This window comes from Acetobacterium wieringae (genome assembly GCF_001766835.1).
Taxonomy (GTDB): Bacteria; Bacillota; Clostridia; order Eubacteriales; family Eubacteriaceae; genus Acetobacterium; species Acetobacterium wieringae.
Window position 1 is genome coordinate 1 of sequence record NZ_LKEU01000030.1, and the last position, 24902, is coordinate 24902.

The following is a 24902-nucleotide window of genomic DNA, read 5'->3' on the forward strand; positions in this document are numbered from 1 at the left end:
TGGTGGTGAGCACCCGGACCCCCCGGGTCATTGAATCCCGCAAAACCAACCTGGAGCTGCTGCTTTCAAAACATATCGGCGACTGCGTCGCCCCCTGTAAGCGGGCCTGTCCCGGCACCACCGACTGCCAGGGCTATGTCGGTTTAATCGCCAATGGCGAATTCGAAGAAGCCTTGAAGCTGATCAAAGAACAGCTGCCCCTGCCCGGGGCCATTGGCCGGGTCTGTCCCCATCCCTGTGAAGATGCCTGCCGTCGCGGCGAGGTCGATCAACCGATTGCCATTGCCTGGCTCAAACGCTTCGCCGCCGACTTTGATATGACCCATAACATGTTCATGCCCGAAATCAAGAACGCCACCGGTAAATCCATTGGCATCATCGGCGGCGGTCCCGGTGGACTCACCGCCGCCTATTATCTGATCCAATCCGGTCACGCCGTCACCATTTATGACGCCATGCCCAAAATGGGTGGGATGCTCCGTTACGGGATTCCCGAATACCGCCTGCCCAAAGGGGTCGTTGACGAAGAAGTGGGACTGATCGAAGACATGGGGGTCGTCTTTAAAAACAATACCCGCATCGGCGTCGATCTCCCTTTTGAGACCATCCGCAACACCCATGACGCCGTCTATGTGGCCCTGGGTGCCTGGACCAGTTCCGGCCTGAGATGTGACGGCATCGATGCCAAGGGCGTCATCGGCGGGATTGAGCTGCTGCAGCAGGTGGCCAATAACGAACCGATTACCCTCGGCGAAAAAATCGCCATTGTCGGCGGCGGCAACACTGCCATGGACGCCTGCCGGACTGCTATCCGGTTAGGTGCCAAGGAAGTCTACAACATCTACCGCCGCACCAAAGCCGAAATGCCGGCTGAGGAAATTGAAATCAGCGAAGCTGAAGAAGAAGGGGTGATCTTCAAGAACCTGACCAACCCCATCGAAGTCATTAAGGGTGACGACGGCCAGATTGTCAAAATCCGGCTCCAGAAAATGGCCCTGGGTGAACCCGATGCCAGCGGCAGAAGAAGTCCAGTCCCCATCGAGGGCGAAGAAGAGATCCTTGATATCGATACCCTGATTCTGGCCATTGGCCAGGGCATCAACCCGGATGGCATCGGCACAGCGAAAACAGAAGAAAACAGTGATGACAACCGTCTGGCGCTGACCAAATGGAATACCGTGCTGGCCGACGAACAGACATTTCGGACGAATCTGGATGGCGTGTTTGCCGGCGGCGACTGCATCAACAGTGGTGCCTCCATTGTCATTAAAGCCGTTGGTGATGCTAAAAAAGCCGTGCCCTTTATCGAAGGCTATTTAAACGGCGAAAGCATTGCCTACCACGAACCCTATTACGTCATAAGAGAAGCGGTCGATCAGGACTATCTCGAAAGCATCAAGAAAAACAAACGCCCGGCAATGACCCATTTAACCCCAGACGCCCGCAATGATAACTTCCTGGAAGTGGTGGAAGGCTATAATCCCCTTCAGGCCGTTGAAGAAGGCAAACGCTGTCTCGAATGTGGTTGTCAGGATTACTTTGAATGCAAGCTGGTATCCTATGCCAACGCGTATGAGGTTAAACCCGAACGCTTTAAGGGCAAGAACCCGGAAGCCAAGATTCAGGACGACCATCCCTTTGTGATCCGGGACAACAGCAAGTGCATCACCTGCGGCCTCTGTGTCCGGGTCTGCGACGAAATCGTCGGCGCCGAGGCCCTCGGCCTGGTCGACCGCGGTTTTGAAACCATCGTCGAACCAGCCCTACGCCAACCCTTAAAAGACACCGGCTGCGTCAGCTGCGGGATGTGCATCTCGGTCTGTCCCACCGGTGCTTTAAGAGAAGGGCTCACCGGGATAAAACAGATTCCCCTCGATACCAAAAAGACCGAATCCACCTGCGGCTACTGTTCCGCCGGCTGCCAGATCGTTATCGAATCCAAGGGTGATACCATCATTAAAGCGATCCCCCGGTCAAACCATCAGGACCTCAACCAGGGCGTGATGTGCGGCCGCGGCCGCTTTGGCACCAACCTGGTCCAGTGGGGCGATCGCATCACCACCCCGCTGATCAGAAACAAAGCCGGCGAACTGGAAGAAGCCACCTGGTATGATGCCCTGGTGACCATTGCCAAAAAATCCCAAAGCATCGCCGCCCGCTATGGTGCTGAAGCTGTGAAGATGGGCATCTCACCCAAGTATACCAATGAGGAAATTTATACCTTTGCCCGGCTGGCCGAAGTACTCCGGGCGGAAACCTTCAGCTTTTCCAACCGCAGTCACGGCGGAACAGCTGTCCTCCAGGGCGACTTTCAGATCCGGGACATGGAGGCGATTGTCAGCGCCGATACCATTCTGGTTCTGGGGATGCTGCCAGCGGACAATCCGATTGTCAAGTATAAGTTGATCCAGGCATCAAAAAATGGCGCAACAATCATGGCGATCAATCACCGCGAAAGTGGCTATGGTAAGCTGGGCCGGGAGTTTATCCTTGGTTGTGACCAGTTGTCATTTTTAGGAGAAATTACCAAACATGTGCTGGAAAACAGCAAAGTCAAAAGAGATCTTGCAAATCTGGAGCTGCTGAAAACCTCGCTTTTTGATTTTGATATCTGCGAGGACGCCAGAGCAATCGGCGAAAGCCTAATCCAGGCCAAAAATCTGGTGATGGTTATCGGGGACAAGTACGTCACCGAAGAAGCGGCGGCAATGCTCGGCAATCTGCTGGCGCTGCTGGGTAAAGCCGACGGCAAACGCAGCGGGATTTTCCCGGTGGCAACTAAAAACAACAGTCTGGGCCTCAATTATCTGGGGGTGCAAAACACGGCCGCTGTTTTAAGCGAAGCAAAAGCGTTGCTCTTATTTGGCGAAGATCCCAGTACTGATTTAAGCCGATATGATCTCCTGATGGTTCAGGATACCCACCTGACCCAGGCTGCTGAAAAAGCCGATGTGGTACTGCCGGCCCTGGCCTTCCCGGAAGTCAATGGCACCTTTGTCAATACCGAAGGACGGTTGTTAAAAGTTAAAAAAGCCGTTGAGAATCCCTTGGAATTCAGCAACATTGAGATGGCCCAGGCGATTGCCGACATTCTTTCGGCAGATCTTGGTTTGGCCTGCCCGAAAAAAATAAGAAAAGCCATTGAAAAAGATCACCCGGCATTTCGGGAGGTGGAAGCAGGGGAGCTGTTAATGCATTTTGCAGCAGAGCAACCAGGCTTGGCGCTAACTCCCTATGTCGATGGTCGGCTGTTTACGGAACTGCCGGGTACCGATTATCTGATGAATACCGTTCAGGATGAATTGAACAAGTTCGTTAAAGCCTAAAAAATTTAAATTTAAATCTAAAAAAAAAGTTTAAAAGAAATTTCCTGATTGATACATAGGTGATCAATCAGGAATATCTTTGTTAAGAGAAAAATAAAAACAATAGTAACAATTGATGTGGCAGGTCATGCACGATGTAATGATCTAAAGCCGATTATTACATCGTATTACATTTGATCGTTTCATTAAATAAGCTAAACTAATTTTAAAACTTAAAAAAACTCTGTCTCGAAAAAATCAGGATGATCTGATTTCAATCGAGATAGAGTTTTTAAAAATTAACGTTTATAGACTAGCGATTATTCACTTATGCCTGTGGTGATAGCTCAGGTTCTGAAATAATTTCAGATTTCTTTGAGCAAAGTTCTGGCAGCAGGAAAACGAGCACTGCGACGATTGCCATGCAGCCACCAGCCAGGATAAAAAAAAGCTTCATATCAGAACCGGCGATGGGTGTAATAATAAATGTTGGGATTAAAACGCCACCCATTAATTGCAAGGTTGCGGTAAAACCACCGGCGGTACCGGCGTATACTGGTCCGATTTCAGGAAGCTGAATAGGAATTGTCATTAACAAAGGAATCTGGCCAGCCAGAGCAGCACCCGTTAAAAACAGGCTGATGCCCAAAAGAAAACCAGCCGGGGCACTCCAGGCCAGAGCTGCACCGAGGGCAGAAACCATGGCCAGGATCAATAAAACGGGTTTCATTTTACCGACTTTGCTGACGATTAGGGGTGAAATCAGACAACCAACCAAACTGCCAATCAGCATAATTGAACCATAGCCGCCAGCGGCAACGGCATCAATACCGCGACCAACCAGCGCCGTTGGTAAAAAGGAACTGATGGCAATATTACAGGCGACAATTCCCATGAGACAAAATCCAACAATCCAGACCGGGCGACTTTTTGCGACCACCTTAACGGCCATTCCCAAAGTCGCCGTTTCAAAAGCTGAATCGCTGGATGCTGTTTGTTCGGGATTTTTAACCACTAGCAGCCAGAGAATCGTTCCGACAACACTAATGATTGCTGCAAAAATAAATGCACTGGTAATACTTGGGAAAAAGGCGGTTGTTCCCATCCCCAGGGTCATCGCCAAGGTTGATGATGCCAGCAGGATACTCATCATTGAGCTGATTTTTTCTGCAGGAAAATAGCTGCCGATGATTTTTGCGCCGTTTGCATTTAAGAAAGCAGCACCAAATCCAGTTAAGATCATATAAATCAATAGCGTGTTTGAATCAGTGGCAGTGACTCGTAAACAAGTCCCAATAGCTGTAACAACTAATGCGATGCCGATAACTTTCTTGATGCCAAATTTATCAACCATTAAACCGGCAATCAGACTGAATAAAATGGCTGGAATCATTGGGGCTGAAAATAAGCTGCTGAATTGGCTCATTGATAAATTGAATTGTTCAATTAATTGCGGTGCCAGGGGGGATAACTGATATTGGGTATAGCTTGGTGAAAATAATGCCAGACAGGCAATCGCCAGAACGATCCAGGAATAGTTTTTGTTTTTCATGTGTTGATCTCCTTAATGAATGGCACGAACAATACCGGAGTATTGTTTGTGCCATCTTAATAAAATTGTCAAAAATTGAATGTGCAATCAGGGGTTAATCGGTTTAATAACGGCCAATATCACAGGCCACCTGATGAGCGGCCGAGGTGGCATCGTAAATATTTTTCGGGGTGACGCAGTCGCCAATCTGATAAAATTCTGGGGCACATGTCGAAAGAGCCAGAGCATCTTCCCGGAGCGGTTTCTGTCCGATAGCATAGATAACCGTATCGGCAGGGATAGTGCGGACGCCGTCAGCATCTTCTACAGTCAGTCCAGTATCAGTGATTTCCAGAGCTTTGGTGGAAACGCAAAGCTTGATATTGGGGTGACGGGTCAGTTCATCGCCCAGCGCCACACCGTGAACCAGTGGGAAGCCGCCGGGTAATTCCATTAAGCCGCCCATCCGGTTGGAGGTGCCTTCAACCGGAGGTGGAGTGGCAATGGTGCCGGGTGCCATTTCGACAATGGTGATGTCACGGCCCAGGCTTGACAGGAAGATTGCCAGCTCCAGACCAACCAGTCCGCCACCCATAATGACGGCATGCTGGCCGACTTGTTCGGGATGATAATACACTTCTTCGGCGCCGACGGCTTTGGGGCTGTCGATGCCTTTGATATTGGGAACCAGCGGCCGGGCGCCCATGGCGGCAATGATCACGTCGGGATGGAAGGATTCGGCCAGTTCCGGGGTGATGGCGGTATTAAAATGGACTTCAATGGCAGATCGGGATACTTTTAACGCCTGGCGTTTAAGATAGGTGTCCAGATTTGATTTAAAAGGGATTTTTTCCTCACAGAGCAGCGCCCCGCCCAGACGATCGGTTTTTTCGCAGAGAATCACCCGGTGTCCCTGTTTGGATGCCGTCAGCGCTGCCTGCATCCCGCCGACACCGCCGCCGGCAACCAACACCGTCTTTTTATGAGCCGGTAATGGGGCTGTCAGACTGGCTTGCTCCCGGCCAATTTCGGGATTAGTGGCACAGTAGAAAACGCCGTCGATGGTGCTGTTGGAGAAGCAGTAAAAACAGCGCAGGCAGGGGTTGATCTCATCGGCTCGTCCCAGTCGGGCCTTGATTGGCAGATCGGGATCAGCCAGGGTTTGACGGCCCAGATTGACGACGTCCACCTGGCCGGAGGCAATCAGCTCTTCCATCATTTCGGGATCAGTCAGGGCACCAACCGTGCCAACCGGGGTTTCGACGTGCTTTTTAATTTCAGCGGCATAGGAGGTATTGCAGCCATCTGGCAAAAACATGGTGGGATGGGTTTTCATAGCTGCCGAATCGATTTCATGATGACCCACTGAAACATGAATCATTTCAACTTTACCATCTAATAGCTTAGCAATTTTAATTCCTTCATCCAGATCGTAACCATCTGGCAGACATTCGGTGGCACTCATTCTAAATTCGATGGGCATATCCGGGCCGACCCGCTTACGAATGGCTTCGATAACAGCCAGTGGAAAACGCATCCGGTTTTCTACTGAACCGCCCCACTTGTCAGTCCGTTTGTTGTCCCGAGGTGAGAGGAACTGATGCATCTGCCAGCCGTGACCGCCGTGGAGGGTGATCATGTTGTAGCCGCACTGACGGGCAAAGGAAGCCGCGTCGCAGTATTTTTGAATCATCGCATCAATCTGCTCATCCTGCATGGCGCGGATTTCCACCCCATCCTCGCGAATCCCGTCAATCGTGCCGTAAATAAAGCCGGGATTGACCGGCATTAAACCCAGGTTGGCATTTTGGCCGGCATGGCAAAGTTCAATACCGGCCACGGCACCATGGCGGGTAATGGCAGTACTGACTCGGGTCATGTTGACCTTTCCAAGGATATCGTTGCCCCGCATTTGAAAGGGGTGGCTGCGGCCATATTCACCGTCGATGATCATGTCGCCGACACAGACCGAAGCAAATCCGCCCAGAGCTTTTCGCTCATAAAAATAGGCGGCTTCTTCGGTTAAAAACCGGTCGCTGGTTAAACCGGGATAATCCTGGGGGGCAGAAAAGATCCGGTTTTTGAGAAGTGTTTTACCCAGTTTGATGGGCTCAAACAAATGTTTATACTTTAATTCTGGCATAATGACAATCTCCTTCAATTTTTATAGATAACTAAATTTTATAACAAGAACGTCATCGCAGCATCACACCAATGGCTGAAAATGCGGGCCGGAATTTCGACAATTACTTAAATGTTAAAAAATTAAAAACATGATAAAATAAAATAGATTAAAGATTTAAGAAAATACAAAGGAAGAACAAAAATGAAAATCAAAATTCCCATGATTCTGGATCAATTAAATGACGATAACTTTGAGTACGTTGAGGGTGCCGCTGGCGATCAGCTGGGGTTTTCCAGCGTCCGGTTGCTCAAATCCTCGGAACAGGGGTATAAGAAAGAGGTCTTATATCTGGGATCAGCAGCCGTAATGCAACAGATTGATTCGCGTCATCTGCCATCCCAACTGATTTGCCTGGCCGATTCGTCCCTTCAGTTTGAAAATAACAAGGTTCATAACATTGATCTGGCGCTGATCCATTCAGATTGTGATATTGAGGTATTATTGGAAAAAATCGCCGACATCATCAGCGAATATCACCAGATCTATACTGAAATGATCAGGCGGATCACCGACAACAGAGGGTTGGCTGAAATCATCAACGCGATGACTCCGATTCTCGGCAATCCGCTTTATGTGGCCGATGCAGATTTTAAGGTGTTGGCCCGAACCGACTGCGTCCTGGAGCAGCCGGATCAGTGGCGGCATATTGTTGAAAATGGCATTGAGGACGGTTATATTTCCAGCTCAGTCAATGATTTTTATTATATGAAAGACCTGGTACAAAAAACAGAGCATCAGCATGAACCGGTTTTCTTTTCTGGCAATGCGCTTTATCCGCACTCCTTTTGCACCATGAATTTAGCCAGCCGCAATAAAAAAATAGGTCTGGTGACCGTTTTTGAAACCGAGCGCCCGTTTTCAATCGGCACAAAAGCAACCATTGAATTTTTCAGTGACCTCCTGATCATGGAAATACAGAAAAATCTGACCTTAATCAGCAATGAAGGGGTCAAACTGGGCTACCTGTTTGCCGAAATTCTAACCGGTAATCATCATTCCGAAAATGAGCTGAGAAAAGTCGTCAATTACGTCGATATTGCCTTTCCGGAAAAGTTTTTTATCGTGGCTTTGAAATCCCGGCATGATAAGCGCAACCGCTATGAGATGACGTTTTTAAGGAAAAAAATCATCAGTCTGGTCAAAAACACCATTTGTATTATTCATCAGAATAATATTGTCATGCTGGCCAACGAAAGCAGCAGCCAGTTTAGCGGACAGGGTTTGTCCGAAATTGAAAAATGGCTCCAGGATACACAACTAGTTCTTGGAATCAGTGATGACGGCTCTGATATTAAACAGATCCGAAAATCATATCAGGAAGCACTGACGGCAATCGAATTGGGACTGAAATCGGAACGGGAGGATGTGATCTTTTTATATGACCGTTACCGCTTTGTCCATTTGATGGATGTGCTGGCGAATCTGGAAAACAGTGAGGCGCTTGGTCATCCCGCCCTTGCTAGACTGCAGCGGTATGATCAAAAAAAAGGTGCCAATCTGTTGGAAACCCTTTACTGTTATATGAAAAACGGTCGTTCCCAGGCCCAGACCGCCAAAGAATTGCATCTGCATCGCAGCTCCCTGCAATATCGGTTGACGAAAATGGAAGAAGTTATGGGTGTGAAGTTGAATCATTATCAGACCTTTTTACATCTGCAGCTGACCTATGAGATGATGAAGCAGTTAAGCGTTGCTAAAATAGAGTAAATGACACAATAATAAAACTTGTACATTGTTTAATTTTAGTTTATAATTAAACGTCAAGTAATAAACCAGCTGTATCTTCTGTGAATTCCCAGTGGATACAGCTTTTTAAATGGATTAAAATAAGTTTATAATAAAAAAGAAAGCAGAAAAAAGTGATAAGTAAAAAATTTAACCAGTACCAATTAAGCGATGAGCTCCTAAAAGCCATTGAAAAACTAAATTTTGAAAACCCGACCAAGGTTCAGGAAGCCGTGATTCCGATTGCTTTGGAGAAAAAAGATATTCTTTGCAAAGCCCAAACTGGCAGCGGCAAAACGGCGGCCTTTGGGATTCCGATCTGTGAACTGCTGGACTGGGAAGAGAACAAACCTCAGGCTCTGGTGCTGACCCCGACCCGGGAACTGGCGCTGCAGGTCCACGAAGATATTTTTAACATTGGCCGCTTCAAGCGAGTCAAGGTGTCAGCCCTTTATGGAAAATCACCGATCCGCCGCCAGGAAAAAGAGCTGAAACAGAAAACCCATGTGGTGGTGGGAACCCCAGGCCGGGTTATGGATCATATTGAACGGGGAACCTTTATTACCGATGAGATCCGTTTTCTGGTCGTCGACGAAGCTGATGAGATGCTGAATATGGGTTTTATCGATCAGGTTGAGGAAATCATCAATGAAATGCCTAAAAATCGAGTCACGATGTTGTTTTCGGCGACGCTGGAAAATGAGATTCAACGGCTGTCAAAAAAATACATGAACGATCCCCAGATCATCGAGATTGAAACCGAGGCCAAACGGACCGATGCGATAGAACAGTTTGTTTATCAAACTGGCCATGACGATAAACTGGATGTGTTAAAGGATGTGCTGGTGGTGGAAAATCCCGACAGCTGCATTATTTTTTGTAACACCCAGGAACAGGTCAACACCATTTATAATCTGTTGGGCAAAGATAATAAGGCCTGTGAAAAGATTCACGGCGGTATGGAACAGGATGACCGTACCCTGGTTATGCAGCGCTTTAAAAAGGGTGCCTTTCGTTATCTGATCGCCACCGATGTGGCAGCTCGGGGGATTGATGTTCATGAGATTTCGCTAGTCATTAATTTTGATGTCCCCTGGGAAAAGGAAACCTATGTCCATCGCATCGGCCGGACCGGTCGTCGGGGCACCACTGGTAAAGCGATTACCCTGGTTTCGGCAAAAGAAGGCCGTTTGTTTAGGGAGATTGAAAATTATACCGACAAAGAAATTATTGAAAAAGAGTGTCCGACTTTATCCACGGTCCATTCGCTAAAAGCGGCCTTTATTGAAAAGCTGCAGGAAAAACCAGAGGAAAAGCTGGATAAAGCTCATGACCTGACCAGGGAGATCACCAAGATCCATATCAATGCCGGTAAAAAGACCAAAATGCGACCGGTGGATATTGTTGGGACGCTGTGTAATCTGGAGGGGATGACCGCTGCGGATATCGGCGTGATCACGATCCTGGATGTCTCCACCTTTGTGGAAATACTCAATAACAAAGGCCCCCAGGTGCTAAAAGAACTGCAAACCCGAAACATCAAGGGACGGCCGAGAAAGGTAACTCTGGCTGAAGATAAGCCGGTTACCATGGCCCGAAAAAAACCGATTCGTCGATTTTATTAATTAAATTTAGTGCTTTACGTGAGGATCCCATGGATTATTTAACCGCCATTACCGCATTTAAACCCGGATCAGCTCAGGAACAGGCCGATCAGCAGACCTTTATCCGATTTATTCATAATAATCCGGATGTTTTGCTCCGGGACAATAAAATTGCCCATCTGACCAGTTCCGCCTTGATTTTTAATCCGGCACGGGATAAACTGTTAATGATCTACCACAATATTTATCAGTCCTGGTCCTGGACTGGAGGGCATGCCGATGGCGAAGTAGATCTGCTGCAGGTGGCAATCCGGGAAGCCAAAGAAGAAACCGGATTAAGCACGGTGACAGCCATGTCTGACAATATTATTTCATTGGATATTTTACCGGTTTTTGGTCATCTTAAAAACAATCAGCCGGTTTCAGCCCATTTACATTTATCAGTGGCCTATTTACTTTCGGCTTCTGAGGATGAACCACTGGCCATCAAACCGGATGAAAACAGCGGGGTCCGATGGATTGCCATCCCCGAACTGGCCAACTATGTCAGTGAACCCCATATGCAGGCGGTTTATGATAAAATTTTAAATAAGCGCTGATCATTACTATTTAGTTTGGAATTATTTTGATGAGCGTTAAAAATCAAGGAGGGTCTATGTCAATATCGAAAGCCATTGAATTTTCTGCCAAAGCCCACGAAGGTCATTTCCGCAAGGGTTCCCAGGTTCCCTATATCACGCATCCCTTTGAGGTCGCCAAAATTCTTAGCGAAGCCGTCGACCCGGAAGAAAACGAAGTCCTGATTATGGCTGGACTGCTCCACGATACGGTTGAAGATACCGATACCAGTCTGACGACCATCCGTCGGGAATTTGGCGATGCTGTTGCTGATCTGGTCGCCTCCGACTCGGAAAATAAAAGCTTGCCCTGGGAAGCCCGCAAGCAGCATACCATCGATTTTTTAAAAAATGAAGCAACCCGGGAGATGCAGATGCTGGCCTGTGCTGATAAGCTGGCTAACTTAAGAAGTGTTAAAGCCGATTACGAAAGAATCGGCGAAGAGGTCTGGGATATTTTTGTCAGAGGCAAGGAAAAGCAGGCCTGGTATTACCAGGGCGTGCTGGATGCATTGGCACCGCTGGAAGGCTTAGCAATGTATGCTGAATTGAAAGCACTGATACAGGAGATCTTTGACTAAAAGAAGAAATCCTGTTAGAAACAAACAACGTGAAGAGGCAGAAGTACGGAGTGTTAATTCCTTGGATTGTGTAAGGAATTATCTGGCTTGACAAAACCACTATATACAAGTATAATTCTAAACAGTTTATTAATACGTACAAGGTTACCCAATTAAACAATTAAAAGTATAACTGTGATATGAAATCACTGGAAGTCATGAATGTTGTGTGAGCACATTTATGGCTTTTTTTGCGCAATGCAACTAATGTTTAATGATCGGTAATATAGTACAATTATTTTTTTAGTCAATCGATTGGAAAATAACTGTAATTAGCAGGTATGACCGTCCCTCAAATCAAGAAAATACGCAAAATTTTTCAGCCCCTAAAAATTCACAGATAATGTGAAAATACCAACAAAAACGCAGCCATGAAGGTTTTAAATTCCCCAGCGGGATGAAATTTTCATGGTTTTTTTATATACAAATCAGTGATAAAAATATGAGAAACACAGGAGAAAAGATGAAGAAAAAAATTATATGTTTAGGATTGGTCTGTCTGATGTTTGCCATGATGCTAACTGGTTGTGCCAGCAATGGTGGAACCGATAAAAAAACAGCACGGGCCGCTGACGAGTTGGTATTGGCCATTGGTGGGGAACCGGATGACGGTTTTGACCCCACCACCGGTTGGGGTCGCTATGGCTCGCCATTGTTTCAGAGTACCCTGCTGACCCGGGACAACGATCTGAATATCGTGAACGATTTGGCCACCGGTTACATCATCAGCGACGATGGGTTGACATGGACCTATCAGATCCGCAAGGATGTGAAGTTTTCTGATGGCACCCCATTAACTGCCGCCGATGTTGTATTCACCTACGAAACGACCGCCAAAAGCGGATCAGTGGTGGATTTAAGCGTGATGGCCAGTGCCAAAGCGATTGATGATTATACCGTGGAATTCAAGCTGAATAAACCCCAGTCAACCTTTCTTTATACAACCGCTGCCCTGGGGATTGTGCCAAAAGCCAGCTATAGCAGTGATTATGCCCAGAAACCAGTGGGTTCCGGTCCCTATAAATTTGTACAATGGGACAAGGGTCAACAGCTGATCGTTGAAGCCAACGCCAATTATTATGGGACTAAACCTGAATTTAAGAAGGTGACCTTCCTCTATCTCAGTGAAGAAGCGACTTTTGCCGCTGCTAAAGCTGGTGAAGTGGATATGGCGTCCATTGTTCCCTCACTGACCAGCCAGAAAGTGGATGGGATGACCCTAAAGACCGTCGATAGTGTTGACAATCGGGGGATTTCCCTGCCTTATGTCAAATCGGGTACTGCCACAGCCGAAGGTTATCCCATCGGCAATGATGTCACCTCAGACCTGGCCATTCGTAAAGCGATTAATTATGCCATTGATCGACAAAATCTGGTCGACGGGGTTTTGCTTGGCTATGGTTCTGAAGCCTACTCAGTCTGTGATGGATTACCCTGGGGCAATACGGAGACAGCAATTACCGATGGTGATAGTGAAGGGGCTAAAAAGATGCTGGCCGATGGCGGCTGGGTTGATAGTGACGGTGATGGCATTGTTGAAAAAGATGGCGTCAAAGCCGAGTTCACCCTGATCTATTCATCATCCGACAAGGTCAGACAATCATTGGCAGTATCTGTGGTGGATATGCTTGCACCAGTTGGTATCAAAGTCAATGTGGAGGGAAAAAGCTGGGATGAAATTTACAAGCTGATGTTTTCAAATGCAGTTCTATTTGGCTGGGGAAGTCACGACCCGATCGAGATGTACAATATTTACTATAGCGGCAACGCTGGTATTGAGACCAATGATCCCACCTTCTACAAAAATGATAAGGTCGATGCCTATATGAATCAGGCCCTGGCTATGACCGATGAAGCCGCTGCCAACGAACTCTGGAAAAAAGCCCAGTGGGATGGCCAAACGGGCTTCAGTACCTTGGGCGATGCTCCTTGGGCCTGGCTGGTAAATATCGATCATCTTTACCTGGTGGATGACAGTCTGGACATCGGCCAAAATCGCACCGAGCCCCATGGTCACGGTTGGCCAATAACAGCGAATATTACCGAATGGCACCGAAAATAAAGATGAATTCGGCAAAATATGTAGCGGGCAAAGCGCTGCGAATGCTTACTTTGCTGATTGCGCTGTGTATCGTTTCGTTTATTCTGGTAAAAAACTCGCCCATCGATCCGGTTCAGGCCTATATTGGTGCCGATATGATGCGGGTTTCGGAAGAACAGCGGGAACAGATTGCTGAAAACTGGGGGCTTGATAAGCCTCCAGTTGAGCAATTTATAAGCTGGGCTGGGGCCATTGTACAGGGTGATTTTGGTACCTCAATGATCTATCGGGTGCCGGTTCTTACGGTGATTGGCAATCGCTTTACGGCCTCACTGGCGCTGATGGGGGTAGCCTGGCTGTTATCGGGAATTTTTGGATTTTTGATGGGGGTCATTGCCGGAATGAACAAGGGCAAACTGATTGATCGGGCGATCAAATGGTATTGCTTAACCCTGGCGGCAACCCCAACCTTCTGGTTGGGGTTAATTCTACTGATGATATTTTCGGTCTGGCTGGGTTGGTTTCCCATCGGACTGGGGGTACCGGTAGGGGTTCTATCTGAAAACGTGACCCTTTCTGAAAAAATCTATCATCTGATTTTGCCAGCCCTGACCTTAAGTATCGTCGGGGTTGCCAACATTGCCCTGCACACCCGGCAAAAACTACTGGATGTATTGGAAAGTGATTATATTTTGTTTGCCAGAGCCAATGGCGAGTCGGGTCTGGGTCTGGTGTGGAAGCACGGTGTAAGGAATATTATGCTACCAGCGGTAACGTTGCAATTCGCTTCTTTCAGTGAATTGTTTGGGGGATCTGTGCTGGCGGAACAAGTTTTTTCCTACCCGGGTTTAGGTCAGGCAACGGTTCAGGCCGGACTTCGGGGGGACGTTCCACTATTACTGGGGATTGTCTTAATCAGTGCGATATTTGTATTCACCGGGAATCTGATTGGTGATATTATCTGCTCGATAGTGGATCCCCGAATTAAGGAAGGAAGGGCATCCGTATGAATGTGTTAACTGAACCAGAAAATACCATACTCGAGGGTGCGCAAAGAAATGGGATTCGCAGTTATAAACTGAACCGTCGACAAAAAATCCTGATTATCACCGGATTCTGTACGGCTTTGCTGATTGGGGTCATGATTGCTGCCCAGTTAATGAGCAATGAGGGAATTGCGACCAATTTTACCCAACAAAACCTGGCGCCATCCTGGTCCCATCCATTTGGAACCGACTGGCTGGGTCGGGATATGTTTACCCGAACCATTAAGGGGCTGGCCATCAGCATTCAAATTGGTCTGCTGGCATCGAGCGTTAGTGTGGTTATTGCCCTGGTGCTGGGGATGGCCGCTGCCACCATGGGTGAAAAGGTTGACGACGCCATTTCCTGGCTGGTCGATTTGTTTATGGGGGTTCCCCATCTGGTGGCCCTGATTCTGATTGCGGTGGTTCTCGGTGGTGGCGCCAAAGGCGTCATTATCGGGGTGGCGCTAACCCATTGGCCCAGTCTGACCCGGGTGATCCGGGCAGAGGTCATGCAGGTGCGTACTTCGCAATATGTGCTGGTTTCACGGCATATGGGCAAAGGTCGCTGGTGGATCGCCAGCAAACATATTCTGCCGCATTTGCTGCCCCAGTTTTTTGTCGGTCTGATTCTTATTTTTCCCCATGCCATTTTACATGAGGCATCGATTACCTTTCTGGGTTTTGGATTATCACCGCATCTGCCAGCCATCGGTGTGATTCTGTCGGAATCGATGGGTTATCTGGCGGCCGGGATGTGGTGGCTGGCGTTTTTTCCGGGTCTTTCGCTGTTAGTTATTGTCCGGGCCTTTGATGTCATCGGCGATAATCTGCGTCTGTTGATGGATCCTCACAGTGCCCACGAATAGAAGGAGGGATGCGGTTAAATGAATACAAAGCAAACGAGTAAGTTTAGTCACTCAAATGCGAGTATAATGAATAGAAGCACAGAAAGTCTGGCTAATCCGGAGGAATTGCTGGTGGTAAAAAATCTGTCGGTTTCCTTTATTCAGTATGCAAAGGGCTTGAAACAGCTAAATCTGGAAGTTATTTGTGACCTTAATGTCAGTGTTAACAGCGGAGAAATTGTCGCTATTGTTGGTTCCAGTGGATCAGGAAAAAGTTTGTTGGCACATGCCATTTTAGGCATTCTCCCTACCAATGCCAAGGTTACCGGGACAATCCGCTATCAGGGTCAAGCTCTGACAACAGAACGCCAGAAAGTCTTTCGGGGCCGGGAAATCAGCCTGATTCCCCAGTCAGTCAATTACTTGGATCCACTGATGAAGGTTGGTGAACAGGTGCAAAATACCATCAGAACAAAAGATGCAAAACAGCTGCAGCAGCAGGTATTTGAGCGCTATCATCTGTCAAAAGAAGCTGGGCTGCTCTATCCCTTTCAATTATCCGGGGGGATGGCCCGGCGGGTTTTGGTGGCGACAGCGGTCAGTGGTGGAGCCAAATTGATTATTGCCGATGAACCGACCCCGGGACTACATCCGGAAGTGGTGGCAGAAACCCTTGCGCACCTTAAAGAATTGGCCAATCAGGGTTGTGGGGTGATGATGATTACCCATGATATTGAGGCAGCCATGAAAATTGCGGACCGGATTGCAGTGTTTTATGCCGGCACAACCGTCGAAGTAGCCCCCATCGAAGATTTTAAAGAAGGGGGCGAAGCCCTGCGGCATCCCTATACCAGAGCGTTGTGGATGGCCTTGCCGGAAAATGACTTCAAACCGATTCCCGGTTTTCAACCGACACCGACAGACTTGCCTCCGGGTTGCCTGTTTGAACCCCGCTGTCACTTAAGAACAGCGGAGTGTCAATGTAAAAAACCGGAGATGCAGGATCTTCGGGGTGGACAAGTGAGGTGTATCCATGCGACTTGAAGCAAAAAATATCGGTTTTGGTTATCATCAAAACAGCTGGATTTTTAAACACATCAGTTTAGCTGTTGAATCCGGAGAAATTGTGGCCTTGACTGGTAATAGCGGCTGCGGCAAAACGACGCTGGCCAAGGTTTTAGCTGGTTACGAGAAGCCCAGAGAAGGACGGGTCGAATTAAACGGCAAGGCGAATACTTTTGCCGGTTATAATCCGGTTCAGATGATTTTTCAGCATCCTGAAAAATCAGTCAATCCACGCTGGCGCATCCGTGATACCGTCAACGAAGGCTGGCCAGTTGATCGGGAATTGCTGCACCGGTTGGGAATTGAAGAAGCCTGGATGAACCGCTGGCCCAATGAATTATCCGGCGGCGAGTTACAGCGGTTTTGTGTCGCCAGAGCACTGTCCCCGAATACACAGTTTATCATTGCCGATGAAATGACAACCATGCTTGATGCCATCACCCAGGCCCAAATCTGGGAGGTGGTGCTGGATCTGGTCAAGCAGCGGAACATGGGGATGATCATTGTCAGCCATGAAGAGAAACTGATTAAACGGATTTGTGATCGGGTCATTGATCTGGAAGCGGTACTAAATAATTGTGAGGGCGAGATAAAGAACCTTGATCTAAAGCCGGATGGTCTATTGGTTTCTCAGCTGGAATAAGCACTTAAATCGAAGTAATAAAAAAGACAAAAGCAGGCTGAATCACCAGTCTGTTTTTGTCTTTTTTTGCTTTTTAATCCTGTAATCGAAAACAAAAATTTAAACGCCATCTATTTAACAGACTGTTAACAATCTCTTTACCTCCTCAAAACCTTTTATGGTTTTTTATTTGATAAGATAGCTATGCAAACAACGATAATCAAGGAAATTTGAAGGAGAAAAAAATGTCAAAAAAATTAAAAAGAGTTTTAGTATCACTGTTAGTTGGTGCGACCGTACTGACCCTGGCAGGATGCGGTTCATCTGGATCAACAACGACCTCAACAACGAAAGAGGCGGTTTCCGGTGAAATCAACGGTGGCGGTTCCACTTCAGTACAGAAAATTATCGATGCAGCTGGTTCAGAATTTACAGCCTTAAACCCTGATGCTAAGTTCACCTATAGCGGAACGGGTTCGTCTGATGGGATTAAAGGCGCAACCGCTGGTACCTATTCCTTTGGCTGTGCTTCCCGGGAATTGAAAACCGAAGAAAAGGGTAATTTAACGGAACTAATCTTTGCTTATGATGGAATTGCCATCGTCTTAAACCCGGCTAATACGGTTACCAACCTGACCAAAGATCAGGTAGCTAAAATCTATATGGGCGAAATTACCAACTGGAGCGAAGTTGGCGGAGCCGATGGAACTATTGTTGTCGTATCCCGGGAAGATGGATCGGGAACCCGAGATGCAGTCGAAGAACTGGTTGGCTTTAAAGAAAAATTGAAAGCTGATGCCACCATCAAAGAAGGTAACGGAAATGTTCAGACTACGGTAGCTGGAAATACCAATGCCATTGGCTATGTTTCGTTAACCTTTGTTGATAAAACCGTTAAAGCCATTGATGTTGACGGCGTAAAAGCAACCGTTGATAATGTTAAAAACAAAACCTACCCCATTTCACGACCATTTTTGGCCATGTATGACGAGTCAAAAGTTGACGATGCAACCCTGGCATTCCTTGACTTCCTGATGAGTACCGAAGGACAGGCGATCGTAGAAGAACACGGTGGTATCGCAGTTTAATACCAAAAAACTGAGACTCCTGAGAAGGAGTCTCTCTTCATTAAAATAATCCCATGACATCAGGTGACCAGCATGGGTATGAAAAGGAGCGTTTATTTTGCAGGCAATTAAACGTAAGAAACGAAAAGAAACAATCATCGAAGGCTTTTTTTTAATCTGTGCTTTCGTAGCTGTAATCAGTGTACTGGCGATTACAGTTTTCGTGTTTTTTAACGGACTTAAACCATTTATTTCCAATAGTTATCCCATATGGGATTTTTTAACCGGCGTTGAATGGCGCCCGGGTTCAAATATGTACGGGATCTTTTACATGATTGTGGGATCCATTTATGCAACCTTCGGAGCGATACTAATTGGTGTACCCGTAGCAATTCTTACCGCCGTTTATATTTCGGAACTGGCTGGTTCCCGGCTGGGCAAGATGATCCGTTTTGCGGTAGAACTACTGGCAGGGATCCCATCGGTTTTATATGGGGTTTTTGGCTTGGGGATTATCGTTCCCTATGTGCTTAAAATTTCCCCCATGGCTCAGGGGGAATCGCTGCTGGCGACGATCCTGGTGCTGGCAATTATGATTTTACCGACCGTGGTCAGCATCTCAGAAACGTCCATCAGCGCTGTCCCGAAAGAATATCGGGAAGGCTCTTATGCCCTGGGGGCATCAAAAATCCAGACGATTTTTAAGGTCGTGTTGCCAGCTGCCCGATCGGGAATCATGACCGGGGTGATTCTGGGGATTGGCCGGGCCATCGGCGAAACCATGGCGGTGATGCTGGTTTGTGGAAATCCCATTGCGGGGATTCCCACCAGTCTGTTTGATCAGATCCGGCCGCTAACGACCAATATTGCCCTGGAAATGGGCTACGCCTCCGGGGTTCACCAGGAGCTGCTGTATTCAACTGGGGTGGTCTTATTTATTTTTATTATGATCATCAATCTGGCTGTCAATAAACTGGTTAAGGCAAAGGTAGGTAGTTAAATGGGAAGAACAGCAAAAGATAGTTTAGTCAAAGGGATTATTTATCTGGCCACTGGCATCACCTTAAGTGTCTTGCTCTCGATTGTCGGGTTTATTTTTGTAAAGGGAATTGGTCTGGTAAACTGGGATTTCTTGACCCGGGATTATAACGAAAAGGTCGTCTACGCTTTTGTGGAGTCTGGTGAGGTGCCACTGAGCATTGACGAAGAAAGCCTGAAAAGCAAGCAACCTTATGATCAACGCTATGAAACACTGCAAGAAGGCCCCATCTATGTGGAAAACATCGGCGCTGCCATTGCCAGTGTTTCTTATAAAAATCACAGTACCGAGCGGGAACAGATTGTGATTAGTTACATTGAAAAAGACTCGCCGCTTAACGGGGCCATTGATTCAACCGGAAAAGCAATCACCATTGGCACCGATTATATTCTCCAGAGCATTAACGGCACTGATTTTGGCGACATGACGCTGGAAGAAGTGGCAGAAACGATCACTGCAGAATCGGGCGAATTGAAAATAAAAGTTGTTCAACCCGGCGGTGGGATCAAGTCGAATATCATCACCACGTTGTATATGGTCTTGCTGTCACTGATTGTGGCCTTACCGTTGGGGATATTCGGGGCGATTTATCTGACCGAATATGCCAAGCCCGGACGACTGGTCAATGCCATCCGTTTCGCCGCTGAATGTCTGGCGGGGATTCCCTCGATTATTTTTGGTCTGTTTGGGATGGCCTTCTTTGTAGTCGCAATGAATTTTCAGATCTCACTGATCTCCGGTAGTCTGACCGTGGCCATTATCCTGCTGCCGGTTATCATCCGGAGTACCGAAGAAGCCTTAAAAACCGTGCCGATGGCCTTTCGGGAAGGTTCACTGGCCCTTGGTGCCACCAAGCTGCAAACCATCTTTAAGGTGGTGTTGCCCTGTGCGGTTCCTGGAATTGCTACTGCAGTACTGCTTAGTATCGGTCGGGTAGTTGGTGAGTCGGCGGCCTTATTATTAACTGCTGGAACCGTAGCACAAATACCCGGAACCCTCTTTTCACCGGGTAGTACCCTGACGGTACAGGCCTATTATGTGGCCAAAGAAGAAGGGAACATCGAACTCGCCTGTGCGATTGGGATTGTCATAATTGTCATTGTTATTGTACTGAACATCTTGTCTCGGATCACTTCTGACAAGTTGGACGTCTTTAATAAAAAATGAGGAGTAATATGGACACAAATATAAAGTTTAATACTAAAAACCTGGATTTGTTTTATGGCGATTTTCAAGCCCTTAAATCAATCAATATGGAAATCCGCGAAAAGGAAGTGACGGCCTTCATCGGCCCTTCCGGCTGTGGTAAGTCGACTTTTTTGCGCTGTCTCAATCGGATGAATGATCTGATCGACTGCGTTAAAATAAAGGGCGAAATTCTCTTTGACGGCAAAGATATTAACGGGCCCATTGATGTCATCAATCTGCGAACCCGGGTGGGAATGGTGTTTCAAAAACCCAATCCCTTTCCGATGAGTATTTATGAAAATATCGCCTATGGTCCCAAATGCCAGGGAATGAAGGATAAAAACCAACTGGATGCCCTGGTAAAAGAAAGTCTGACAAAGGCAGCCCTTTGGGATGAAGTCAAGGATCGACTCAACAAATCGGCTCTGGGTTTATCCGGTGGTCAACAGCAACGGCTTTGTATTGCCCGGACCATTGCCATGAACCCGGAGGTGATTTTAATGGATGAGCCGACCTCGGCGCTCGACCCCATTGCCACGGCCAAGATTGAAGATCTGATGTCCAGTTTAAAGAAAGATTATACCATTATTATCGTTACCCATTCGATGCAGCAGGCCGGGAGAATCTCAGATAAAACTGCTTTCTTTCTGATGGGCGAGGTGATCGAATTCAATGAAACACCGATCATCTTCACAAACCCCCATGATAAACGGACTGAGGATTATATCACCGGACGTTTCGGTTGATAAGGAGAATGAAATGCGAATTGAATATAATGAAGAACTGCGAATGATCAAAGATGAAATCTTACGGATGTCTGCGATGACTGAAAAAATGCTGTCTGATTCGGTAGCTGCGCTAAAATCGCAGGATTGCGAACTGGCCCGATCGGTCATCGACCGGGATGATCTGGTGGATGCCAAAGAAATTGAACTGCAGCTGGTAGTCAGTCAGGTGATTGCGACTCAGGGGCCAGTAGCCACGGATCTGCGGCGGCTGGCATCGACCTATAAGATTATCACCAATCTGGAGCGAATTGCTGATTTAGCGGTGAATATTTCCAAGCGGGTGCTGGAACTGTCGGAAGTGGTGTATATGAAACGACTGGTTGATATCCCGAGGGCCTGTGAATTGGCCGAAAAGTTGTTAAAGCTGGCTATTGCGGCCTTTGTTCATGAAGACATTAGTCGCTTAAGAGAAGTGGTGGATATGGAAGACGAGATTGATGCTCTGAATATTCAGATTCATCATGAATGTTTGGCCTATATGATGGACAATTCAAAAAATATCCATCAGGGTTCGGTATTTATTTTCGTCGGTTCCTATCTGGAGCGGATTGGTGACCACGCTACCAATATTTTTGAAACAGTCTTTTATATCGTTACCGGTGACTACATTGATTTTAACGACCTGGATGAAGAGACGATTGAACAGACACTGGCTCTCCAAAAAAAGATCAAGGCCATGGAACTTGAAAAATCAGCGGAATAGTTATTAAAAATCAAGCATAAAAAAGTCGGATAAATAAACTACCGACTTTTTTTTGCAGTTCAATTTATTTACCGTTAAATTTTAAATAGTTGATAAGCAGGCATCGATTTGGGTAATTAACTATTCAAACAAATATGACTAAAACAAATGGGCAAGTTGAATAAAAATGATGGTAATTTCTGCCAGTTCTGATTATAATGATCGTAGGCAGAGAATGATTATTATTTATTTTACGAGCGTCATTTCCGGGTTGAATTTTTGCAAAGGGACTGGAAGATACTATGAATAAGAAAAAAACACAAAGCGCCACAACTGTCATCGGCGAAGATAAAGACAGCGAAGAGCGGTTAAGACGACTGGTCGATATTCTTAAGCATCCTTCATATTCCATTCAGGAATTTCTGGATTATGCACTCACCCAGGCTATCGAACTCACTGGTAGCCAGATCGGTTATATCTACCATTACCATGAAGACCGAGAAGAATTTATTTTAAATACCTGGTCTGAAGAGGTCATGGAAGCGTGTCATGTCGAAAAGCTGGAGACCGTCTATCACTTGGAAAAAACCGGGATCTGGGGGGAATCCGTGCGTCAACGACGGCCAATTGTCATAAACAATTATCAACAAAAAAATCCGCTCAAAAGAGGTTATCCCAAAGGACATGTCCCGCTTTACAATTTTTTGACCATTCCTGTTTTTAAGAATCAGGAAATTGTTGGGGTGGTGGGGTTAGCCAATAAAGCGACGGATTATGTCGAAAGAGACATATTGAACATCACCCTGTTAATGGAAAGTGTCTGGACGGTTACCGAGACGAAAAAAGCGGAACAGGCCTTAGCCCAAAGCAACGCCCGCTATGATAAGCTGGTACAGCGGATTCCTGTGGGGATCTATACCATGCGCAGAAAAAGTACCGGCGAAACCCGGTTTGAATACTGCAGTGAAAAGTTCTGCCAGATGCTGGGCTTAACGGTTGCTGAGGTATTGGCCGATACCGAGGCGGTTGATCGGGCCATTTTTCCGGATGATCGGAAATCGCTGAGAGCGGCAAAAAAAGGGGCGGCCAGCCGTGGTCAGAGCTTTCGCTGGGAAGGGCGTAGCCAGATTGGGGGAGCGATCCGTTGGATTCGGTTTGAATCCGAGCCAACCCCGTTGAAAAATGGTGATTGTCTTTGGAATGGTGTCCTTCTAGATATTTCAGAGCAAAAACAGGCTGAAGAAGAATTAAAACGAACATCTACCCGGCTTACCCTGGCTACTCGGGCTGGGCGGGTCGGAATTTGGGATTGGGACATTTTATCCAATCAAATGCTTTTTGATGACTTAATGCTGGAGCTTTATGATCTACCAGAAAAAAACTATTGGGTTCCGGAACAAATCTGGAAACAGGTCATTCACCCCGACGATTTAGAACAGCTAATCGCAGCGTTAGAACAGGCTATCCGGGAAAAACAAGAATACAATTTTGAGTTCCGGGTGGTCTGGCAGGATGGTTCCATTCACACCATTCGTGCTTTAGCAACGGTACAGTACGACGAAGGTGGAAACGCTGTCCGGATGATTGGTACGAATTGGGATATCTCAGAAGAAAAAGAAGCCCACGCCCGAATAATCGAAACAAATCGACGGCTCCAGGATGAAATCATTGAACGACGATATATCGAAGAAGCCCTCAGAGCCAGCGAAGAAAAATTCAAGGCTATCATTGAGACATCTCCGGATGGGATTGCAATTTCATCCATGGATGGGGTGGTAGAGTTTGCAACCGAAAAATCGTATTCAATGTGGGGCCTTGACTCCATGGCAGAATGTGTTGGGAAAAATATTTTGGAATTTATTCACGAAAGCCATCAACAGAAAGCAATTTACTATGTCACCGAAATGATCAAGGGAAATCTAACTGGAGCTGCTGAATATTTGATGGTACGAAAAGACGGCAGTCATTTTTATTGCGAGGTTAATGCTAATATTCTCCGGGATAATAACAACAATCCCATTGGTGTACTTTACATGGAACGGGACGTAACGGAGCGTAAACGGTTGGAAGAAGAGTTAAAAGAGTTGGCCATTAAAGATCAACTTACCGGTCTTTATAATCGTCGCAAGATTGATGAGGTGCTAAAGCAGCAAAAGTCTGCGGCAGATGATATGGTGCGGGATTTATCGGTGATTATGGTGGATATTGATTTCTTCAAAAAAGTGAACGATCAATTTGGTCATCAGGTTGGTGATCAGGTGTTAACAGAGATCACCGAGATTCTGGCCAAAGGAATCCGGAGAAATGATGTTTTAGGTCGATGGGGCGGCGAAGAGTTTATCATTATCTCTACTGACACGGATCTGTCTGGGGCCATGGTTCTGGCCGAAAAACTTCGGGTAATGATTGAATCGCATGTGTTTAGGCAGGTGGGAAAAAAGACCTGCTCTTTTGGAGTATCCCAATTGCGTAAAAACGAAACGATTGATGCCCTCTTAATCCGCTCGGATCAGGCCCTCTACCGGGCTAAGAGTCAGGGGCGAAATCGTGTGGTCGCTGAAAGTTAAGGATAGAAGGAGGAACTAAATGGAAACCATTCATGAAGCGAAAAATAAGTTCTATATGGGCGTCAATGAAGATGAACCTGTCGGTTTATTGAGTTATCACCTTGAAGGCCAACACTTGATTATTGAGCATGTCTATGTCACCAGAGAACTCCGAGGTCAGGAACTGGGTGTTAGGCTGGTGGCTAAGGCAGTGGCGTTCGCCCGGGAAAATAAACTTAAAATTAGCTCCTATTGTTCCTATGCCGAAAAGGTGCTCAGTGAAAACCCGGACTATGGTGATGTTTTTTCAGATGACACCGATTCATGTGATAATTAATATTCGATAACCGTTTCAAGTGAAAAACAGCAAGAATATCGAAACGATCAAAAAAGGCGGATTTATT

The 24902-nt window shown here is 46.8% G+C and carries 19 protein-coding genes; 17 read left to right on the top strand and 2 right to left on the bottom strand.

What is annotated here, in order from left to right; translation table 11 throughout:
* Window positions 1-3326 (top strand): molybdopterin-dependent oxidoreductase (locus ACWI_RS09660; RefSeq protein WP_070371238.1); only part of this gene is annotated, 3326 nt, incomplete at its 5' end.
* A 307-nt stretch (window positions 3327-3633) separates the two neighbouring features.
* Here the strand turns inward: ACWI_RS09660 and ACWI_RS09665 are convergent.
* The gene (locus tag ACWI_RS09665) at window positions 3634-4857 is read right to left on the bottom strand and encodes an MFS transporter (protein ID WP_070371239.1); all 1224 of its coding nucleotides are present in this window, start codon (window positions 4855-4857) and stop codon (window positions 3634-3636) included.
* Window positions 4858-4960: 103 nt separating this feature from the next.
* Window positions 4961-6979, bottom strand: a complete 2019-nt coding sequence (locus tag ACWI_RS09670; protein ID WP_070371240.1) for an oxidoreductase — start codon at window positions 6977-6979, stop codon at window positions 4961-4963.
* Window positions 6980-7162: 183 nt separating this feature from the next.
* Here ACWI_RS09670 and ACWI_RS09675 point away from each other — a divergent pair, with 183 nt between their 5' ends.
* The 16 genes from ACWI_RS09675 (at window position 7163) to ACWI_RS09750 (ending at window position 24835) form a co-directional block, all read left to right on the top strand.
* Window positions 7163-8728 carry a PucR family transcriptional regulator gene (locus ACWI_RS09675; RefSeq protein ID WP_070371241.1) on the top strand — a complete coding sequence of 522 codons (1566 nt, stop codon included), beginning with the start codon at window positions 7163-7165 and terminating at the stop codon, window positions 8726-8728.
* Window positions 8729-8880: 152 nt separating this feature from the next.
* Window positions 8881-10371: a DEAD/DEAH box helicase gene (locus ACWI_RS09680; RefSeq protein WP_070371242.1), complete on the top strand. Its 1491-nt coding sequence runs from the start codon at window positions 8881-8883 to the stop codon at window positions 10369-10371.
* Between the two features lie 29 nt (window positions 10372-10400).
* A complete protein-coding gene (locus ACWI_RS09685) occupies window positions 10401-10949 on the top strand; it encodes an NUDIX hydrolase (RefSeq protein WP_070371243.1) in 549 nt (182 codons plus the stop codon).
* A gap of 56 nt (window positions 10950-11005) precedes the next feature.
* Window positions 11006-11548, top strand: a complete 543-nt coding sequence (locus ACWI_RS09690; protein ID WP_070371244.1) for an HD domain-containing protein — start codon at window positions 11006-11008, stop codon at window positions 11546-11548.
* Between the two features lie 502 nt (window positions 11549-12050).
* Entirely contained in the window at window positions 12051-13649 is a 1599-nt protein-coding gene (locus ACWI_RS09695) for an ABC transporter substrate-binding protein (RefSeq protein WP_070371245.1), read from the top strand.
* Complete coding sequence (locus ACWI_RS09700) at window positions 13634-14638, top strand: ABC transporter permease (protein ID WP_242871606.1); 1005 nt, start codon at window positions 13634-13636, stop codon at window positions 14636-14638. Before ACWI_RS09695 ends, ACWI_RS09700 begins: the two co-directional genes overlap by 16 nt.
* Before the next feature lie 68 nt (window positions 14639-14706).
* On the top strand, window positions 14707-15522 hold the full coding sequence (locus ACWI_RS09705) for an ABC transporter permease (RefSeq protein WP_242871611.1): 816 nt from the start codon (window positions 14707-14709) through the stop codon (window positions 15520-15522).
* A 66-nt stretch (window positions 15523-15588) separates the two neighbouring features.
* Window positions 15589-16545 carry an ABC transporter ATP-binding protein gene (locus tag ACWI_RS09710; protein ID WP_070371358.1) on the top strand — a complete coding sequence of 319 codons (957 nt, stop codon included), beginning with the start codon at window positions 15589-15591 and terminating at the stop codon, window positions 16543-16545.
* Window positions 16535-17209 (top strand): ABC transporter ATP-binding protein, encoded by a 675-nt coding sequence (locus tag ACWI_RS09715; protein WP_070371247.1) that lies wholly within the window; start codon window positions 16535-16537, stop codon window positions 17207-17209. The genes ACWI_RS09710 and ACWI_RS09715 overlap by 11 nt, the downstream gene beginning before the upstream one ends.
* A gap of 224 nt (window positions 17210-17433) precedes the next feature.
* Window positions 17434-18276 (top strand): phosphate ABC transporter substrate-binding protein, encoded by an 843-nt coding sequence (locus ACWI_RS09720; RefSeq protein ID WP_070371248.1) that lies wholly within the window; start codon window positions 17434-17436, stop codon window positions 18274-18276.
* Window positions 18277-18373: 97 nt separating this feature from the next.
* On the top strand, window positions 18374-19255 hold the full coding sequence (gene pstC, locus ACWI_RS09725) for a phosphate ABC transporter permease subunit PstC (protein WP_070371249.1): 882 nt from the start codon (window positions 18374-18376) through the stop codon (window positions 19253-19255).
* Window positions 19256-20461, top strand: coding sequence for a phosphate ABC transporter permease PstA (pstA, locus tag ACWI_RS19530; protein WP_070371250.1), 1206 nt, complete (start codon window positions 19256-19258; stop codon window positions 20459-20461).
* A gap of 8 nt (window positions 20462-20469) precedes the next feature.
* A complete protein-coding gene (gene pstB / locus ACWI_RS09735) occupies window positions 20470-21228 on the top strand; it encodes a phosphate ABC transporter ATP-binding protein PstB (protein WP_070371251.1) in 759 nt (252 codons plus the stop codon).
* Window positions 21229-21241: 13 nt separating this feature from the next.
* Window positions 21242-21973 (top strand): phosphate signaling complex protein PhoU, encoded by a 732-nt coding sequence (gene phoU / locus ACWI_RS09740; protein WP_070371252.1) that lies wholly within the window; start codon window positions 21242-21244, stop codon window positions 21971-21973.
* A 281-nt stretch (window positions 21974-22254) separates the two neighbouring features.
* Window positions 22255-24519, top strand: coding sequence for a diguanylate cyclase (locus ACWI_RS09745; RefSeq protein ID WP_070371253.1), 2265 nt, complete (start codon window positions 22255-22257; stop codon window positions 24517-24519).
* 19 nt (window positions 24520-24538) lie between these two features.
* Window positions 24539-24835 (top strand): GNAT family N-acetyltransferase, encoded by a 297-nt coding sequence (locus tag ACWI_RS09750; RefSeq protein ID WP_070371254.1) that lies wholly within the window; start codon window positions 24539-24541, stop codon window positions 24833-24835.
* The last annotated feature ends 67 nt before the right edge of the window (window positions 24836-24902 follow it).

Bases quoted from the DNA above. Each gene is read 5' to 3' on its own strand.
- ACWI_RS09745 (WP_070371253.1), top strand. From the start codon at position 22,255: ATGAATAAGAAAAAAACACAAAGCGCCACAACTGTCATCGGCGAAGAT.
- ACWI_RS09715 (WP_070371247.1), top strand. From the start codon at position 16,535: ATGCGACTTGAAGCAAAAAATATCGGTTTTGGTTATCATCAAAACAGC.
- phoU (WP_070371252.1), top strand. From the start codon at position 21,242: ATGCGAATTGAATATAATGAAGAACTGCGAATGATCAAAGATGAAATC.
- ACWI_RS09675 (WP_070371241.1), top strand. From the start codon at position 7,163: ATGAAAATCAAAATTCCCATGATTCTGGATCAATTAAATGACGATAAC.
- ACWI_RS09665 (WP_070371239.1), bottom strand. From the start codon at position 4,857: ATGAAAAACAAAAACTATTCCTGGATCGTTCTGGCGATTGCCTGTCTG.
- ACWI_RS09690 (WP_070371244.1), top strand. From the start codon at position 11,006: ATGTCAATATCGAAAGCCATTGAATTTTCTGCCAAAGCCCACGAAGGT.
- ACWI_RS09750 (WP_070371254.1), top strand. From the start codon at position 24,539: ATGGAAACCATTCATGAAGCGAAAAATAAGTTCTATATGGGCGTCAAT.
- ACWI_RS09685 (WP_070371243.1), top strand. From the start codon at position 10,401: ATGGATTATTTAACCGCCATTACCGCATTTAAACCCGGATCAGCTCAG.
- ACWI_RS09670 (WP_070371240.1), bottom strand. From the start codon at position 6,979: ATGCCAGAATTAAAGTATAAACATTTGTTTGAGCCCATCAAACTGGGT.
- ACWI_RS09700 (WP_242871606.1), top strand. From the start codon at position 13,634: ATGGCACCGAAAATAAAGATGAATTCGGCAAAATATGTAGCGGGCAAA.
- ACWI_RS09710 (WP_070371358.1), top strand. From the start codon at position 15,589: ATGAATAGAAGCACAGAAAGTCTGGCTAATCCGGAGGAATTGCTGGTG.
- pstA (WP_070371250.1), top strand. From the start codon at position 19,256: ATGGGAAGAACAGCAAAAGATAGTTTAGTCAAAGGGATTATTTATCTG.
- ACWI_RS09720 (WP_070371248.1), top strand. From the start codon at position 17,434: ATGTCAAAAAAATTAAAAAGAGTTTTAGTATCACTGTTAGTTGGTGCG.
- pstB (WP_070371251.1), top strand. From the start codon at position 20,470: ATGGACACAAATATAAAGTTTAATACTAAAAACCTGGATTTGTTTTAT.
- ACWI_RS09695 (WP_070371245.1), top strand. From the start codon at position 12,051: ATGAAGAAAAAAATTATATGTTTAGGATTGGTCTGTCTGATGTTTGCC.